The organism is Pseudomonas sp. NPDC089395 (genome assembly GCF_044749525.1).
GTDB lineage: Bacteria > Pseudomonadota > Gammaproteobacteria > Pseudomonadales > Pseudomonadaceae > Aquipseudomonas.
On sequence record NZ_JBIVID010000007.1, the window covers coordinates 198,213 to 213,981 of the forward strand.

16 protein-coding genes are annotated in these 15,769 nt (G+C 63.1%); 13 read left to right on the plus strand and 3 right to left on the minus strand.

The features are described 5' to 3' along the window. Positions 1 to 121: 121 nt before the first annotated feature. Positions 122 to 973 carry a flagellar motor stator protein MotA gene (motA, locus tag ACIPZG_RS16965; protein WP_008095392.1) on the plus strand — a complete coding sequence of 284 codons (852 nt, stop codon included), beginning with the start codon at positions 122 to 124 and terminating at the stop codon, positions 971 to 973. Between the two features lie 3 nt (positions 974 to 976). After that, the gene (gene motB / locus ACIPZG_RS16970; protein ID WP_400715563.1) at positions 977 to 1,990 is read left to right on the plus strand and encodes a flagellar motor protein MotB; all 1,014 of its coding nucleotides are present in this window, start codon (positions 977 to 979) and stop codon (positions 1,988 to 1,990) included. A gap of 124 nt (positions 1,991 to 2,114) precedes the next feature. Here motB and ACIPZG_RS16975 read toward each other — a convergent pair whose 3' ends face one another. After that, positions 2,115 to 2,594 (minus strand): molecular chaperone Tir, encoded by a 480-nt coding sequence (locus ACIPZG_RS16975; protein WP_400715565.1) that lies wholly within the window; start codon positions 2,592 to 2,594, stop codon positions 2,115 to 2,117. Positions 2,595 to 2,707: 113 nt separating this feature from the next. Continuing rightward, positions 2,708 to 3,739, minus strand: coding sequence for a small ribosomal subunit biogenesis GTPase RsgA (rsgA, locus tag ACIPZG_RS16980; protein ID WP_400715567.1), 1,032 nt, complete (start codon positions 3,737 to 3,739; stop codon positions 2,708 to 2,710). Positions 3,740 to 3,878: 139 nt separating this feature from the next. On the opposite strand from rsgA, the gene orn reads away from it, so the two are divergent. After that, complete coding sequence (gene orn, locus ACIPZG_RS16985; protein WP_008095399.1) at positions 3,879 to 4,421, plus strand: oligoribonuclease; 543 nt, start codon at positions 3,879 to 3,881, stop codon at positions 4,419 to 4,421. A 91-nt stretch (positions 4,422 to 4,512) separates the two neighbouring features. Continuing rightward, positions 4,513 to 5,124 (plus strand): trimeric intracellular cation channel family protein, encoded by a 612-nt coding sequence (locus tag ACIPZG_RS16990; RefSeq protein WP_400640324.1) that lies wholly within the window; start codon positions 4,513 to 4,515, stop codon positions 5,122 to 5,124. Between the two features lie 21 nt (positions 5,125 to 5,145). Here ACIPZG_RS16990 and queG read toward each other — a convergent pair whose 3' ends face one another. Then, positions 5,146 to 6,210, minus strand: coding sequence for a tRNA epoxyqueuosine(34) reductase QueG (gene queG / locus ACIPZG_RS16995; RefSeq protein ID WP_400715569.1), 1,065 nt, complete (start codon positions 6,208 to 6,210; stop codon positions 5,146 to 5,148). Between the two features lie 65 nt (positions 6,211 to 6,275). Between queG and ACIPZG_RS17000 the strand changes: the two genes are divergently transcribed. The 9 genes from ACIPZG_RS17000 (at position 6,276) to hflC (ending at position 15,720) form a co-directional block, all read left to right on the plus strand. Next, positions 6,276 to 7,136 (plus strand): NAD(P)H-hydrate dehydratase, encoded by an 861-nt coding sequence (locus ACIPZG_RS17000; protein ID WP_400715571.1) that lies wholly within the window; start codon positions 6,276 to 6,278, stop codon positions 7,134 to 7,136. Then, positions 7,124 to 7,597: a tRNA (adenosine(37)-N6)-threonylcarbamoyltransferase complex ATPase subunit type 1 TsaE gene (gene tsaE / locus ACIPZG_RS17005; RefSeq protein ID WP_400640327.1), complete on the plus strand. Its 474-nt coding sequence runs from the start codon at positions 7,124 to 7,126 to the stop codon at positions 7,595 to 7,597. Before ACIPZG_RS17000 ends, tsaE begins: the two co-directional genes overlap by 13 nt. Positions 7,598 to 7,608: 11 nt before the next feature. Further along, positions 7,609 to 9,042, plus strand: coding sequence for an N-acetylmuramoyl-L-alanine amidase (locus ACIPZG_RS17010; protein WP_400715572.1), 1,434 nt, complete (start codon positions 7,609 to 7,611; stop codon positions 9,040 to 9,042). After that, positions 9,039 to 10,937, plus strand: coding sequence for a DNA mismatch repair endonuclease MutL (gene mutL, locus ACIPZG_RS17015; RefSeq protein WP_400715574.1), 1,899 nt, complete (start codon positions 9,039 to 9,041; stop codon positions 10,935 to 10,937). Before ACIPZG_RS17010 ends, mutL begins: the two co-directional genes overlap by 4 nt. Before the next feature lies 1 nt (position 10,938). Then, positions 10,939 to 11,910 (plus strand): tRNA (adenosine(37)-N6)-dimethylallyltransferase MiaA, encoded by a 972-nt coding sequence (miaA, locus tag ACIPZG_RS17020; protein WP_008095409.1) that lies wholly within the window; start codon positions 10,939 to 10,941, stop codon positions 11,908 to 11,910. 94 nt (positions 11,911 to 12,004) lie between these two features. Then, the gene (hfq, locus tag ACIPZG_RS17025) at positions 12,005 to 12,265 is read left to right on the plus strand and encodes an RNA chaperone Hfq (protein ID WP_003258160.1); all 261 of its coding nucleotides are present in this window, start codon (positions 12,005 to 12,007) and stop codon (positions 12,263 to 12,265) included. A gap of 12 nt (positions 12,266 to 12,277) precedes the next feature. Continuing rightward, positions 12,278 to 13,579: a ribosome rescue GTPase HflX gene (gene hflX / locus ACIPZG_RS17030; protein WP_008095415.1), complete on the plus strand. Its 1,302-nt coding sequence runs from the start codon at positions 12,278 to 12,280 to the stop codon at positions 13,577 to 13,579. A 96-nt stretch (positions 13,580 to 13,675) separates the two neighbouring features. Next, the gene (gene hflK / locus ACIPZG_RS17035; protein WP_008095417.1) at positions 13,676 to 14,851 is read left to right on the plus strand and encodes an FtsH protease activity modulator HflK; all 1,176 of its coding nucleotides are present in this window, start codon (positions 13,676 to 13,678) and stop codon (positions 14,849 to 14,851) included. Then, on the plus strand, positions 14,851 to 15,720 hold the full coding sequence (gene hflC, locus ACIPZG_RS17040; protein WP_016395242.1) for a protease modulator HflC: 870 nt from the start codon (positions 14,851 to 14,853) through the stop codon (positions 15,718 to 15,720). The genes hflK and hflC overlap by 1 nt, the downstream gene beginning before the upstream one ends. Positions 15,721 to 15,769 lie beyond the last annotated feature (49 nt).

Below are 15,769 nucleotides of genomic sequence, written 5' to 3' on the forward strand. Positions count from 1 at the left end.
AGTCCGAACTGGCTTTTCGCATTTTGTGGCTATAGTCTGGCGCAGTTCTGCCGATAAGTAGAAGAAGAGTTTTAAAGCTCCCGTCCCTCACCCTGACCACGACAGCAAGTGCTTTGAACCTATGGCTAAAATTATCGGCATCATCGTCGTATTCGCGAGTGTGCTCGGCGGATATGTGCTTTCCCACGGCAAGATCGCGGCACTGATCCAGCCGTTCGAAGTGCTGATCATCGGCGGTGCGGCCTTTGGCGCTTTCATGCAGGCCAACCCGGGTTACATGACCATGCATGTAATCAAGAAGTCGATGAAGATGTTCGGCACCCGCTTCACCCATACCTTTTACCTGGAAGTTCTGGGTCTTGTGTACGAGATCCTCAACAAGAGCCGTCGTGAAGGCATGATGGCCATCGAGAGCGACATCGAGGATGCCGCGGCCAGCCCGATCTTCGCCAAGTATCCTGCCGTTCTGGGCGATGAGCGCATGACCGCGTTCATCTGCGACTACCTGCGCATCATGTCCACCGGCAACATGGCACCCCACGAGCTCGAAGGCCTGTTCGACATGGAGCTGCTGAGCATGAAGGAAGAGCTCGAGCACCCGTCGCACGCGGTCACCGGCATTGCCGACGGCATGCCTGGTTTCGGTATCGTCGCGGCGGTATTGGGTATCGTCGTGACCATGGCATCGCTCGGCGAGGGCGACCAGGCTTCGATCGGCCTGCACGTCGGCGCGGCACTGGTCGGTACCTTCTTCGGTATCCTGGCGGCCTATGGCTTCTTCGGGCCGTTGGCCAAGTGCCTGGAGCACGATGCCAAGGAAGAGATCAACCTTTATGAGTCGATCAAGGCATCGCTGGTCGCTTCGGCCTCGGGCATGCCGCCTTCGCTGGCTGTGGAGTTCGGGCGCAAGGTGCTGTACCCAAGGCATCGTCCGAGTTTTGCCGAGCTGGAACAAGCAGTTCGCGGTCGCTGAGTCATGGAAAACAATCAGCCGATAATCATCAAGCGCGTCAAGCGCTATGGCGGCGGGCACCATGGGGGTGCCTGGAAGATCGCTTTCGCCGACTTCGCCACGGCGATGATGGCCTTCTTCCTGGTGCTGTGGTTGCTGTCCACCGCCACGCCCGAGCAGAAGATCGCCATCGCCGGCTATTTCAAAGACCCGATCGGCTTCTCCGAAAGCGGTACGCCCTACGTCATCGACCTGGGCGGTTCGCCGCAAATGGCGCCGGAAAAGACCATCAACCCGGAGCAAAAGGCCGAGCCTACCCCTGATACCAGCATCCAGATGAACAAGGAGCAGGTCGAGACCATGGCCGAGCAGGTCGAGCGCGAGCGCCTCGAGCTGTTGCTGCAGGAGTTGCAGAACAAGGTCGAAGAGAACCCGCAGTTGCAGAAGTTCAAGGACCAGATCCTGTTCGAGATTACCCAGGACGGTCTACGCATCCAGATCATGGATGCCGAGAACCGGCCGATGTTCGACATTGGCAGCGCGCGCTTGCAGCCGTACTTCGAGGACATCCTGCTGGCCATGGCCGACACCATCAAGGCGGTGCCGAACAAGATCAGCATCAGCGGCCATACCGATGCCAAGCCCTATTCGGGCAGCGGTGAGTTCGGCAACTGGGAGCTGTCGGCCAACCGCGCCAATGCCGCACGCCGGGCGCTGGTGGCGGGGGGGTACCCGGATGAACAGGTGGCGCGGGTGGTGGGGTATGCCTCGTCTTCGCTGTTCGACCGCAAGGATCCGTTCAACCCGGTCAACCGCCGTATCGACATCATCGTCTTGACCAAGAAGGCCCAGCGCAACATCGAGGGTGAGCAGGGCACGCCAGAGACACCGCCGGCCCAGGCGCCAGCGCCCGCTGCGCCTGGCGCTTCGGCGGCACCTGGCGCAGGTGATGCGCCGATGCAGCCACGGGAGCTGCGGCAGAAGCTGAACATCTTCGAGGACGGTACCTTGAAGATGGACGAGGCCAAGGACCAATAAGCCTTACGGGGCTTGTGGGAGCGGGCTTGTCCCGCGAACCAGGGCGCAGCCCTGGCCATGCCCCTCCATTGCCCGGGCTGTCCCTTTCGCGGGACAAGCCCGCTCCCACAGCGGCCCCCAGCTTTCAAAAACCCCGCCGTATCTTGGCCTTGAGATCGGCATGAAAGAAATCCGCATTGTCCCTGTCGGCCCAACTGCCGCCCAGCGCCGGTAAGGTCAAGGCCCGGGCGAATGTGCATTCGTCGTGATAGGCCCTGACAAACAGGTCGATATGCGATCGCTCGCGCATTACCGGCCATTTGCCAAGGTGAGACGGCAAGGCGTCGCCATCCGGCTGGTAAAAACTCACCCTTCGGCTGGCCATGACCGCAGCCCCTAGCAGCCATGCCGTCCACCAGTCATCGGTGAAACGCTCAGGCAACAGGCCAATCCAGTGGGTTGCATCACACACGTGCTGGCAGAAGCTGCCATACAGGTCTTCGCTGGTTTGCCCGTCGCAGTCGAACAGGACCAGATGTGCGGGGATGCCTTCGAGCAGCAGGCGCTCGTTGAGAATGAAGGCGTCAAGCCGCTCTTCGTGGCGGTAACTGATGAACACCGGCATCGCGATTGCCCTCCCTGATAGAAGACATGACCATCAGGGAAAGCTGCGAGCGGAGCAATAGACGACCGCAAAACCGGAGCGGTCCTACGCGTTGCGGTAAAAAATCCTACAGATCAGTAGCTATCTTCCGGCAGGCTGGCAATGATCGAGCGGTAGCTGTTCATCCGCTGCGGCTTGATCCGACCTTCTTCCAGTGCCTTGAGCAGGGCGCAACCCGGCTCGCGGTCATGCTTGCAGTCGCGGAATCGGCAGGTGCCGAACAGGTCGCGGAATTCGATGAAGCCGTCCTCCACGTCATCACGGCTGACATGGCCGAGGCCGAATTCGCGAATGCCAGGTGAGTCGATCAGGTCGCCACCCTTGGGGAAGTGGTACAGGCGCGCGGTGGTGGTGGTGTGCGTGCCCTGGCCGGACCACTCGGAAAGATCGCCCACGCGGGTGTCGGCTTCCGGCAGCAGGCTGTTGACCAGCGATGACTTGCCCACGCCCGACTGGCCGACGAACACGCTGATGTGGCCGTCGAGCATCTGTTGCAGGCGTTGCATGCCGTCACCATGGTGCGCCGAGACTTCCAGCAGTGGGTAACCCAGCTCACGGTAGACTTCGAGCAGGGCGTGCAGGCCCGGGCCGTTCTCTTCGTTGATCAGGTCGGCTTTGTTCAGCAGCAGCAGTGGGCGGATACCGGCATGCTCGGCCGCCACCAGGTAGCGGTCGATCAGGTTCGGATGCGGTTCGGGTGCCGGCGCGAACACGATCACGATCAGGTCGACGTTGGCTGCCACCGGCTTGAGTTGGCCGTGGTTGTTCGGCCGGCACAGCTCGGTGCTGCGGGGCATCTGCGCGACGATCACGCCAATGCCCTGGTTGCCTGCGCGCCATACGACCCGGTCGCCGGTGACCAGCGCGGGCAGGTTGGCTCGCAGGTGGCAACGGAATACCTGGCCGGCGGCCTCGCCGTCCTGCGCCTCGACCTCGACCTGCACACCGAAGTGGGCGATCACCAGCCCCAGCTGCTCCGGCCCCAGGTCGCCACCTTCCAGCTCCTGCAGCGCATGCTGCTCGCGTTTGGCGGCGCGTGCGGCGCGTTCGTTCTGGATTTTTTCGATACGCCAGTTCTGGCGGCGATTGAGCTGGCGTTTGGCCATGAAGGTTCCGTGGTGGGACGAATGAAAACGGCACGCAGTTTAGCACGCCAGGCGCCGGACCATTGCGCTTAGCGTTGCGCCATGAATGCGCGGGCCGCGCCCGCTAGGCTAATATGACCGCCTATACGAGGAGCCCTGCATGCAGAACCCACAGAACCTGATCTGGATCGACCTGGAAATGACCGGTCTGGACCCGGATAGCGATGTCATCATCGAGATGGCCACCATCGTCACCGACAGCGAACTGAACACCCTGGCCGAAGGGCCGGTGATCGCCATCCACCACAGCGATGAAGTGCTGGCGCGCATGGACGAGTGGAATACCCGTACCCACGGTGGCTCGGGCCTGACCCAGCGCGTGCGCGAAAGCAAGGTCAGCATGGCCGAAGCCGAGGCGCAGACCATCGCCTTCCTTGAGCAGTGGGTGCCGAAGGGCAAGTCGCCGATCTGCGGCAACAGCATCTGCCAGGACCGCCGCTTCCTCTATCGCCACATGCGTGATCTGGAAAACTACTTCCACTACCGTAACCTCGATGTCTCCACCTTGAAGGAGCTGGCCGCGCGCTGGGCACCGGATGTGCGAGACAGCTTCAAGAAGGGCGGCACCCACCTGGCGCTGGACGATATCCGCGAGTCGATCGCCGAACTGCGCCACTACCGCGAGCACTTCATCAAGGTGTGAGCCGTATGGGCGCAGATATTGTATCGGCGCCCTCTTTTGGTGCCTTGGGCAACTGGTTAGACTGCGCGCCTTTCCCGCACGGACCCGCCCCATGTTGCTGATGCTCTACCTTATCGCCATCACCGCCGAAGCCATGACTGGCGCCTTGTCCGCTGGCCGCCGAGGCATGGACTGGTTTGGCGTGGTGCTGATCGCCTGCGTCACCGCCCTGGGCGGCGGTTCGGTGCGCGACGTCTTGCTCGGGCACTACCCGTTGACCTGGGTGAAGCACCCGGAATACCTGGTGCTGACCAGCCTTGCCGCGCTGCTGACGATCTTCATCGCACCGATGATGCGCCGCCTGCGCTCGCTGTTCCTGGTGCTGGATGCCCTGGGGCTGGTGGCCTTTACCCTGATTGGCTGCATGACTGCGCTGGAAATGGGGCAGGGCATGCTGGTGGCGTCGATCAGTGGGGTGATCACCGGGGTGTTTGGCGGGATCCTGCGGGATATTTTCTGCAACGACATTCCGCTGGTGTTCCGCCGTGAGCTGTATGCCAGTGTGTCGTTCGCGGCAGCGTGGTTCTACCTGGGGTGCGTGTACTTCAAGGTGCCGGGGGAGCAGGCCATGTTGCTGACCCTGTTCGGCGGGTTCCTGGTGCGCTTGCTGGCCATCCGCTTCCATTGGGAAATGCCCAAGTTTCACTATAACGACCAGCAGTGAGGCTGGGGTGCGAAGCGCCCCCTAGCGGCGACCATGCTGCGCCAGCGCCCACTCCACATGCTCACGCACCAGCTCCGAAGGGTCTTCCCGGCGCGCCTTCAAGGCTTCCAGCACCGGAATCGTCGAGGGCGCATTGCCCAACCCCACCGCCAGGTTGCGCAAGAAGCGTTCATACCCCGCCCGCCGCAACGGCCCGCCTTCGGTCTTGCGCAGGAAGGTCTTCTCATCCCACAGGAACATTTCGGCCAGCTCGGCATTCTCCAGGCCGTGCCGGGGCTGGAAGTCATTTTCCTGGGTAGGCTGTGCGAAACGGTTCCAAGGGCAGACGATCTGGCAGTCGTCGCAGCCGAACACACGGTTGCCCATCTTCGCCCGCAGCTCGACGGGAATGGCGCCCTTGAGCTCGATCGTCAGGTAGGAAATACAACGCCGCGCATCCAGCACATAGGGGCCGACGAAGGCTTGAGTGGGGCAGATGTCCAGGCACGCCTGGCAGCGCCCGCAATGCTCGCTGGCATGGGCCTCGTCCACTGGCAGTGGCAGGTCGACGAACAGTTCGGCGAGGAAGAAGTAGCTGCCGGCCTTGCGGTTGAGTAGCAGGGTGTTCTTGCCGATCCAGCCCAGTCCAGCCTGCTCGGCCAGCGCCTTCTCCAGCACCGGCGCGCTGTCGACGAAGGCCCGGTAGCCAAACGGCCCGATGTCTTGCTGGATACGGTCGGCCAGATGCTGCACGCGTTTGCGCACCAGCTTGTGATAGTCCCGCCCCAGGGCATAGCGCGACACATAGGCCTTGTCCGGTTGCGCCAGGCGCTGCGCCATCTGCGTGTCGCCAGGCAGGTAGTCCATGCGCAGCGATACCACGCGCACGGTACCGGGGATCAGTTGCTCGGGGTGGGCGCGCTTGCTGCCGTGCGCGCCGAGGTATTCCATCTCGCCCTGGTAGCCGGCGTCGAGCCAGCGCTGCAGGTGATGTTCGTGCTCGCCAAGGTCTACACCGGCGATGCCGACGTGGGCAAAACCGAGTTCTCGGCCCCAATCCTTGATCGATTGGGCCAGTGCGGCGAGGTCAGGTGTGCAAGCGGACATGGATGGGCAAGGCAATACGGGCTCAGGTGCGTATAATTCTGCCAGACATTGGAGCCTTTGACCCCATGCCCCAGACCAAACACACCGGCCACCCCCCGCAACTGCTCGGCAGCAGGACGGTCGCGCGCCTGCCAGCAAGGCCTGCGCATGCCCAGAAAGGTGACTTCGGCCACGTGCTGGTGGTCGGAGGCGACCTCGGTACCGGTGGGGCGGTATTGCTGAGTGCCGAGGCGGCACTGCGCTGTGGTGCCGGCCTGGTCAGCGTGGCGACCCGTCCCGAACACGTTGCCGCATGCCTTGCTCGTATGCCGGAAACCATGTGCCTTGGCGTGAGCTCGGCCAACCAGCTGATGGGTGTGCTGGAGCGGGCCTCGGTTCTGGTGGTTGGTCCGGGCCTTGGCCAGGCCGCCTGGGGGCGTAGCCTGTTGTCAGCGGTGGCCAATGCCGAACGGCCACAGGTGTGGGACGCTGATGCGCTGAACCTGTTGGCGCATGCTCCGCTGGCCCTGCCCAGCGGCAGTATTCTGACCCCTCATCCTGGGGAGGCGGCGCGATTGCTAGGCATTTCCACCGAGGCGGTACAGACTGACCGCGCCGGCGCTGCGCGAAAGCTGGCGCGGCGCTATGCCAGCATCTGTGTGCTCAAGGGCGCCGGCACGCTCGTCGCCGACCCTGCGGGGCAGTTGGCGCTGTGCGAGCGCGGTCATCCGGCGATGGCTGGGGCGGGGCTGGGCGATGTGCTGACCGGCGTCCTGGGGGCTTTTTTGGCCCAGGGGCTGGATGCCTGGAGCGCTGCCTGCCTGGGCGTATGGCTGCACGCCTGCGCCGGCGAGCGCCTGGGGAGCAAAGGTAGAGGCCTGGCGGCCAGCGATCTGGCGCCGGTCATTCGTGAGTTGTTGGAGGAACATTCTGCGTGTCTGGCATAACCCTGTTTCTGGCCGATGAAGCGGCCACGGTGGCATTCGGCGCCAAACTGGCCGAGGTGACCGGCGGTCACGGCGTGATCTTTCTCGAAGGTGACCTGGGGGCTGGCAAGACCACCCTGTCGCGTGGCCTGATCCGTGGCCTGGGCCATACTGGTGCAGTGAAAAGCCCCACGTTTACCGTGGTCGAGCCTTATGAGATCGGTACGGTGCGTGCCTTCCACTTCGACCTGTATCGCCTGGTCGATCCGGAGGAGCTGGAGTACATGGGCATTCGCGACTACTTCGAGGGCGACCCGCTGTGCCTGTTCGAGTGGCCACAAAAGGGTGCGGGCGTTTTGCCAAAGCCTGACCTGACCATTACCATAAGCCCCCAAGCGAGCGGACGCTCGCTCAACCTTTCGCCGCAGGGGGCTCGCGGCGAGGCCTGGTGCGCTGCACTGGCCGAACACAATAAACAGTAAGTGGGGTAGGTATGCGCATACGCGCACTGGTCGCTGCCGTTGGGCTGCTGCTGACAGCAGTGACCGTTGACGCTCTGGCCGTCACACAAGTCAAGAGCATGCGCCTGTGGCGCGCGCCGGACAACACACGGCTTGTATTCGACCTGTCGGGTCCGGTGCAGCATAGCGTCTTCACCCTGAGCGCGCCCAATCGCCTCGTCATCGATATCAATGGCGCGACCCTGGCTGCGCCTTTGAGTGTCTCTACGTCGAACACGCCAATCACCAGCGTGCGCTCCGCCCAGCGCACACCGACTGACCTGCGCGTGGTGGTCGACCTGAAGAAGTCGGTCACGCCCAAGAGCTTCACCCTGGCGCCCAATGCCCAGTATGGCAATCGCCTGGTGGTCGACCTGTACGACCAGGAATCCGACGCCATCGCAGCCACGGCGCCTTCGGCACCCCCTACGCCGGCACCTACCCCGGCCACCACGCCTGCGGTGCCGGTTACCCCGGCGCAGCCCGCGATCAAGCTGCCGCCTGTACCTGCCGGCAAGCGCGACATCGTGGTCGCCATCGACGCCGGCCACGGCGGCGAGGACCCGGGTGCCTCCGGTTCGCGCGGCCAGCACGAGAAAGACATCGTGCTGCAGATCGCCAAGGAGCTGCAGCGCCAGATCAACACCGAGAAGGGCTACCGCGCCGAGCTGACCCGTACCGGTGACTACTTCATCCCGCTGCGCAAGCGCACCGAGATCGCCCGTAAGAAGGGCGCCGATCTGTTCATCTCGATCCATGCCGACGCCGCGCCGTCGCGGGCCGCGTTCGGGGCATCGGTGTTCGCCTTGTCCGATCGAGGCGCCACCTCCGAAACGGCGCGTTGGTTGGCCGATACGGAAAACCGCTCCGACCTGATCGGCGGTGCCGGCAACGTCAGCCTCGACGACAAGGACCGCATGCTGGCGGGCGTGCTGCTCGACCTGTCGATGACCGCGACGCTCAGCTCCAGCCTCAATGTCGGGCAGAAGGTGCTCGGCAACATGGGCCGGGTCACTTCGTTGCACAAGCAACGGGTGGAACAGGCAGGCTTCATGGTGCTGAAGTCGCCGGACATTCCGTCGATCCTCGTCGAAACCGGGTTCATTTCCAACAACAATGAAGCCGCCAAGCTGGCCACCTCCAGTCACCAGCAGGCCTTGGCCCGCTCGATTCATACCGGTGTGCGCCAGTACTTCCAGCAAAACCCGCCGCCTGGCACTTACGTGGCCTGGCTGCGTGACAGCGGCAAGATTGCCCAGGGCCCGCGCGACCATACCGTGCGCCCTGGTGAAACCTTGGCGATGATCGCCGTGCGCTACCAGGTCAGTGTTCCCAGCCTGCGCAGCAGCAACAGCCTCAAGACCGATGAGCTGAAGGTTGGCCAGCACCTGACTATCCCCGCCACCACCTTGGCCTCCCAGCAATGAGTGGCGGTTCGCGCATCCAGCTGCTCAGCCCGCGGCTGGCTAACCAGATTGCCGCAGGTGAGGTGGTCGAACGCCCGGCCTCGGTGGCCAAGGAACTTCTTGAAAACAGCCTCGACTCCGGTGCCCGGCGCATCGACGTCGAAGTCGAGCAGGGGGGCGTCAAGCTGCTGCGGGTGCGTGACGACGGCAGTGGTATTTCCGCCGATGACTTGCCATTGGCCCTGGCTCGCCACGCCACCAGCAAGATTCGCGAACTGGAAGACCTGGAAGGGGTGTTGAGCCTCGGTTTTCGTGGCGAGGCCCTGGCTTCGATCAGTTCGGTGGCGCGCCTGACCCTGACCTCGCGTACCGCCAGCGCCGGCGAAGCCTGGCAGGTCGAGACCGAAGGGCGTGACATGACGCCACGGGTGCAACCGGCCGCGCACCCGGTCGGCACCTCGGTGGAAGTGCGCGACCTGTTCTTCAATACCCCGGCCCGGCGCAAGTTCCTCAAGGCCGAGAAGACCGAGTTCGATCACCTGCAGGAGGTCATCCGCCGTCTGGCCCTGGCGCGCTTCGATGTCGGCTTCCACCTGCGGCATAACGGCAAGAGCATTCTCAGCCTGCACGAAGCACACGACGAAACCGCCCGTGCGCGGAGGGTCGGCGCCATCTGTGGCCCTGGTTTCATGGAGCAGGCGCTGCCCATCGACGTCGAACGCAACGGCCTGCGCCTGTGGGGCTGGGTCGGCCTGCCGACGTTCTCGCGCAGCCAGGCTGACCTGCAGTACTTCTTCGTCAATGGCCGCGCGGTGCGCGACAAGCTGGTCGCCCATGCCGTGCGCCAGGCCTATCGCGATGTGCTGTTCAATGGCCGCCACCCGACCTTCGTGCTGTTCCTCGAGCTCGAGCCCAATGGTGTCGACGTCAACGTGCACCCGACCAAGCACGAAGTGCGTTTCCGTGAAGGGCGCTCGGTGCACGACTTCCTCTATGGCACCTTGCACCGTGCCTTGGCCGATGTTCGCCCGGAAGACCAGTTGGCAGCGCCCGCTGCGGCCGCTGAGATGGTCCGCCCGACAGGTCAGCAGGTCGGTGAGTTCGGCCCGCAAGGTGAGATGCGCCTGGCCTCGCCGGTGCTCGAGCAGCCCCAGGCACCCCAGTTTGCGATTTCCAATGGTGGCAGTGGCGCAGGCTACCAATACCAGTACACCCCTCGTCCGTCCCAGCCGCTGCCGGCGGCCGAGTCTCAAGCGGTCTATCGCGAGTTCTACAAGCCACTGGCCGACGGGGCGACGGCGCCTTCGGCGCTGCCCGAGAGCCAGGGCGACATTCCGCCGCTGGGCTATGCCCTGGCCCAGCTCAAGGGCATCTATATCCTCGCCGAGAATGCCGTAGGCCTGGTGCTGGTGGACATGCACGCCGCCCACGAGCGGATCATGTACGAGCGACTCAAGGTCGCCATGGCCAGCGAAGGCCTGAGTGGCCAGCCGCTGTTAGTGCCCGAAACGCTGGCACTGAGTCAGCGCGAAGCCGATTGCGCCGAAGAGCATGGGCAATGGTTCCAGCGCCTGGGCTTCGAATTGCAGCGCCTAGGCCCGGAAACCTTGGCGATCCGCCAGATCCCGGCCTTGCTCAAGCAAGCCGAGGCCAATCGCCTGGTTCAGGACGTACTCGCCGACCTGATGGAGTACGGCACCAGCGACCGAATCCAGGCGCACCTCAACGAGCTGCTCGGCACCATGGCCTGCCACGGTGCCGTGCGCGCCAACCGGCGCCTGGCGATTCCCGAGATGAACGCCTTGCTGCGCGACATGGAAAACACCGAGCGCAGCGGCCAATGCAACCACGGCCGACCGACCTGGACCCAGATGGGCCTGGACGACCTGGACAAACTTTTCCTGCGCGGTCGATGAAATGAGCGGCAAGCCCCCTGCAATATTCCTCATGGGCCCGACAGCGGCCGGCAAGACCGACCTTGCCATCGAACTGACCAAAGTCTTGCCCTGCGAGCTGATCAGTGTCGACTCGGCGCTGGTCTATCGCGGCATGGACATTGGTTCGGCCAAGCCTTCCAAAGAGATCCTGGCCGCCCATCCGCACCGTTTGATCGACATTCGTGACCCGGCCGAAAGCTATTCGGCCGCGCAGTTCCGCGCCGATGCGCTGGAAGCGATGGCCGAGATCACTGCGCGTGGCAAGATCCCGCTGCTGGTTGGCGGCACCATGCTCTACTACAAGGCGCTGATCGATGGCCTGGCGGACATGCCCGCGGCCGATGCTGCCGTGCGGGCGGAACTGGAGGCCCAGGCTGAGGCGCTGGGCCTGGCCGAACTGCATCGGCAGCTGGCTGAAGTGGACCCTGTGTCGGCGGCGCGCATTCATCCCAACGACCCGCAGCGCCTGATCCGCGCGCTGGAGGTATACCGGGTGAGCGGCGAGAGCATGACGGCACATCGCCAGCGTCAATTCGCGGAAAGTAGCGCCGCAGACGCAGGCGCTGGCACGCATTTGCCCTATACTGTCGCGAGTTTGGCGATCGCTCCTACAGATCGTCACATTTTGCATCAGCGAATTGCGCTACGATTCTCGCAAATGCTGGAACAGGGCTTCATAGACGAGGTCCGATCGCTGCGGGCCAGAAGTGACTTGCACGCCGGGCTGCCGTCTATACGGGCAGTGGGATATCGGCAAGTCTGGGACTACCTTGACGGCAAGCTGACTGAGGATGAGATGCGCGAACGCGGTATCATTGCCACTCGACAGCTGGCCAAGCGGCAGTTCACCTGGTTGCGTGGTTGGGCCGACGTACATTGGCTCGACAGCCTGGCCTGCGACAATCTGTCCCGCACCTTGAAATACCTTGGGGCCGTCTCCATATTGAGCTGAGTCCCTGCTGATTGCCGTCTATTCTTGCGAAGGGGCGGCACAACTTATCGATTTCTTTGAATTTCTATTATTTATCCTTACAGGAGTGCGGCATATGTCAAAAGGGCATTCGCTACAAGACCCTTACTTGAACACCTTGAGAAAAGAAAAGGTCCCGGTTTCGATCTATCTGGTCAACGGCATCAAACTGCAGGGCTCGATCGAATCCTTCGACCAGTTCGTGGTACTGCTGAAGAACACTGTCAGCCAGATGGTCTACAAGCACGCTATTTCGACCGTGGTTCCTGCCCGTCCGGTTCGCCTGCCTAGCCCGTCCGATTCCGAACACGGTGACAGCGAGCCAGGCAACGCCTGATAGGAGCCTGCATTGTTCTTTGAGCGCCACGGTGGTGGTGAGCGAGCACTGCTCGTTCACTTGGAAGGTCAGAACCCTGAGGCGCGCGAAGATCCGCAGGAGTTTCAGGAACTGGCATTGTCGGCCGGCGCCGACATCGTTTCGCTGGTCACGGTGGCCCGGCATCAGCCTACCGCCAAATACCTGATTGGCAGCGGCAAGGTCGAGGAATTGCGCGACCTGGTCAACGCCGAACAGGTAGACCTGGTGATTTTCAATCACACCCTCACGCCCAGTCAGGAGCGCAACCTCGAACGTGTCTTCGAGTGTCGTGTGCTCGACCGTACCGGGCTGATCCTCGATATCTTCGCCCAGCGGGCGCGTACCCATGAAGGCAAGCTGCAGGTCGAACTGGCCCAGCTCGAGCACATGAGCACGCGGCTGGTTCGCGGCTGGACGCACCTTGAGCGGCAGAAAGGTGGTATCGGCCTGCGCGGCCCGGGTGAAACCCAGCTGGAAACCGACCGCCGCCTGTTGCGGGTGCGCCTGCGGCAGATCAAGGGGCGTCTGGAAAAGGTCCGCAGTCAGCGTGAGCAGGCTCGCCGTGGCCGTCGCCGCGCGGATATTCCTTCGGTATCGCTGGTGGGCTACACCAACGCCGGCAAGTCAACGCTGTTCAATGCCTTGACCGAGTCCGAGGTGTACGCCGCCGACCAACTGTTCGCCACCCTTGACCCGACCCTGCGCCGTCTCGAACTCAACGACCTCGGGCCGATCGTGCTGGCCGACACCGTAGGCTTCATTCGTCACCTGCCGCACAAGCTGGTCGAGGCATTTCGGGCTACGCTCGAAGAGTCGAGCAACGCCGACCTGTTGCTGCATGTGATCGACGCCCATGAGCCAGAGCGCATGGAGCAGATCGAGCAGGTGCTGGCGGTACTTGGCGAGATCGGTGCCGAAGGCTTGCCGATCCTCGAGGTCTATAACAAACTCGACCTGCTAGAAGATGTCGAGCCGCAGATTCAGCGCGATGCCGATGGCAAGCCGGAGCGGGTCTGGGTATCGGCACGCGATGGGCGTGGCCTGGAGCTGGTTGGCCAGGCGATTGCCGAACTGCTGGGGGATGATCTGTTTGTCGGTACCCTGTGTCTGGAGCAGCGTTTTGCCCGTTTGCGCGCGCAATTCTTTGCCCTGGGTGCCGTGCAGAGTGAAACGCATGATGAAGAAGGGCGCTACCTGCTGAGCGTTCGGTTGCCCATGGTCGAATTGAATCGCCTGGTCAGCCGTGAAGGCATGGAGCCGCAAGTGTTTGTCGAGCAACACACTTTGCAATAAATGCCCGGCGAGGTCGCCGGGCGGCAGTGGCAGGCATTCTGTAGCATTGGACGGCGCGCCGTGGGCGCGTCTTTGCTTTATCAGATGGAGAGCGCTATGGCTTGGAACGAGCCGGGTGGCAACTCGAACAATCAGGATCCCTGGGGCGGCCGACGCGGTGGCGGCGGTGGCGATAAAAAAGGTCCGCCTGATCTGGACGAGGCCTTCCGCAAACTGCAGGACAGCCTCAATGGCATGTTCGGCAGTGGCAAGAAACGTGGCGGCGGTGACCGCAATGTCGGCAAGGGTGGCGGCTTCGGCCTGCTGGGCATCGGCCTGGCGGTGCTGGCTGCAATCTGGCTGTACAGCGCCGTGTACGTGGTCGACGAACAGGAGCAGGCCGTCGTGCTGCGCTTCGGCAAGTACTATGAGACGGTCGGTCCCGGCCTGAACATCTACTTCCCGCCCATCGATCGCAAGTACATGGAAAACGTCACGCGCGAGCGTGCCTACACCAAGCAGGGTCAGATGCTCACCGAAGACGAGAACATCGTCGAGGTACCACTGACCGTCCAGTACAAGATCAGCAACCTGCAGGACTTCGTGCTCAACGTCGACCAGCCTGAGGTGAGCCTGCAGCATGCCACCGACAGCGCCCTGCGCCACGTGGTGGGTTCCACTTCGATGGACCAGGTACTGACCGAAGGCCGTGAGCAGATGGCCGTGGATATCCGCGAACGCCTGCAGCGTTTCCTCGACAACTACCGTACCGGCATCACCGTTACCCAGGTCAACGTACAGAGCGCGGCAGCCCCGCGTGAAGTACAGGAAGCCTTCGATGACGTGATCCGTGCCCGCGAAGACGAGCAGCGTGCCCGCAACCAGGCCGAGTCCTACGCCAACGGCGTGGTGCCGGAAGCCCGTGGTCAGGCCCAGCGCATCATCGAGGACGCCAACGGTTACCGCGACGAAGTCATCGCCCGCGCCAAGGGTGAGGCCGACCGCTTCACCAAGCTGGTCGCCGAGTACCACAAGGCACCTGACGTGACCCGTCAGCGTCTGTACCTGGAGACCATGCAAGAGGTCTACAGCAATTCGAGCAAGGTCATGGTGGCGACCAAGGACGGGCAGAACAACCTGCTCTACCTGCCGCTGGACAAGATGGTCGAAGGCAGCCGCAACACCTCCGCACCTGTCACCGGCGTTACCCCGTCGGCCAACGATGCGGCAGCGCGTGCAGCGCAGGACCTTCAACAGCAACAGCAGCAGATGCGTACTAGGGAGAGCCGCTGATGAGCAATAGATCGCTGATCGCCCTGATCGCCGCTGTGGTCCTGGCCATCGTGGCCTGGAACAGCTTCTACATCGTGTCCCAGACCGAGCGTGCGGTACTGCTGCGCTTCGGTAAGGTGGTCCAGGCGGATGTCCAGCCGGGGCTGCATGTGAAGATCCCGTATGTGAACCAGGTCCGCAAGTTCGACGCCCGCCTGATGACCCTCGACGCCCCGACCCAGCGGTTCCTGACCCTGGAGAAGAAAGCGGTGATGGTCGACGCCTACGCCAAGTGGCGCGTCAAGGATGCCGAGCGCTTCTACACTGCCACTTCCGGCATGAAGCAGATCGCCGACGAGCGTCTCTCGCGCCGTCTGGAAAGCGGCCTGCGCGACCAATTCGGTAAGCGTACCCTGCACGAAGTGGTGTCCGGTGAACGTGACGCGCTGATGGCTGACATCACCGCCTCGCTGAACCGCATGGCCAGCAAGGAGCTGGGTATCGAGGTGGTCGACGTGCGCGTCAAGGCCATCGACCTGCCGAAGGAAGTCAACCGCAGCGTGTTCGACCGCATGAGCACCGAGCGTGAGCGCGAAGCCCGCGAGCATCGTGCCAAGGGTAACGAGCTGGCCGAGGGTATCCGCGCGGATGCTGATCGTCAGCGCCGTGTACTGCTGGCCGAAGCCTATCGCGAAGCAGAGGAAACCCGTGGTGACGGCGACGCCCAGGCGGCCGCCATCTATGCCAAGGCCTACAGCCAGGACGCTGATTTCTATGCGTTCCACCGTAGCCTGCAGGCATACCGCGAGAGCTTCTCGAGCAAGAGCGACGTGCTGGTCCTGGATCCGAAGAACGAGTTCTTCCGCTTCCTGGACAAGAGCAAGCCCTGATGCTCTGTTGAGGAAACACCCCGCCTGGCAGCTAAAACTCCAGGCAGGG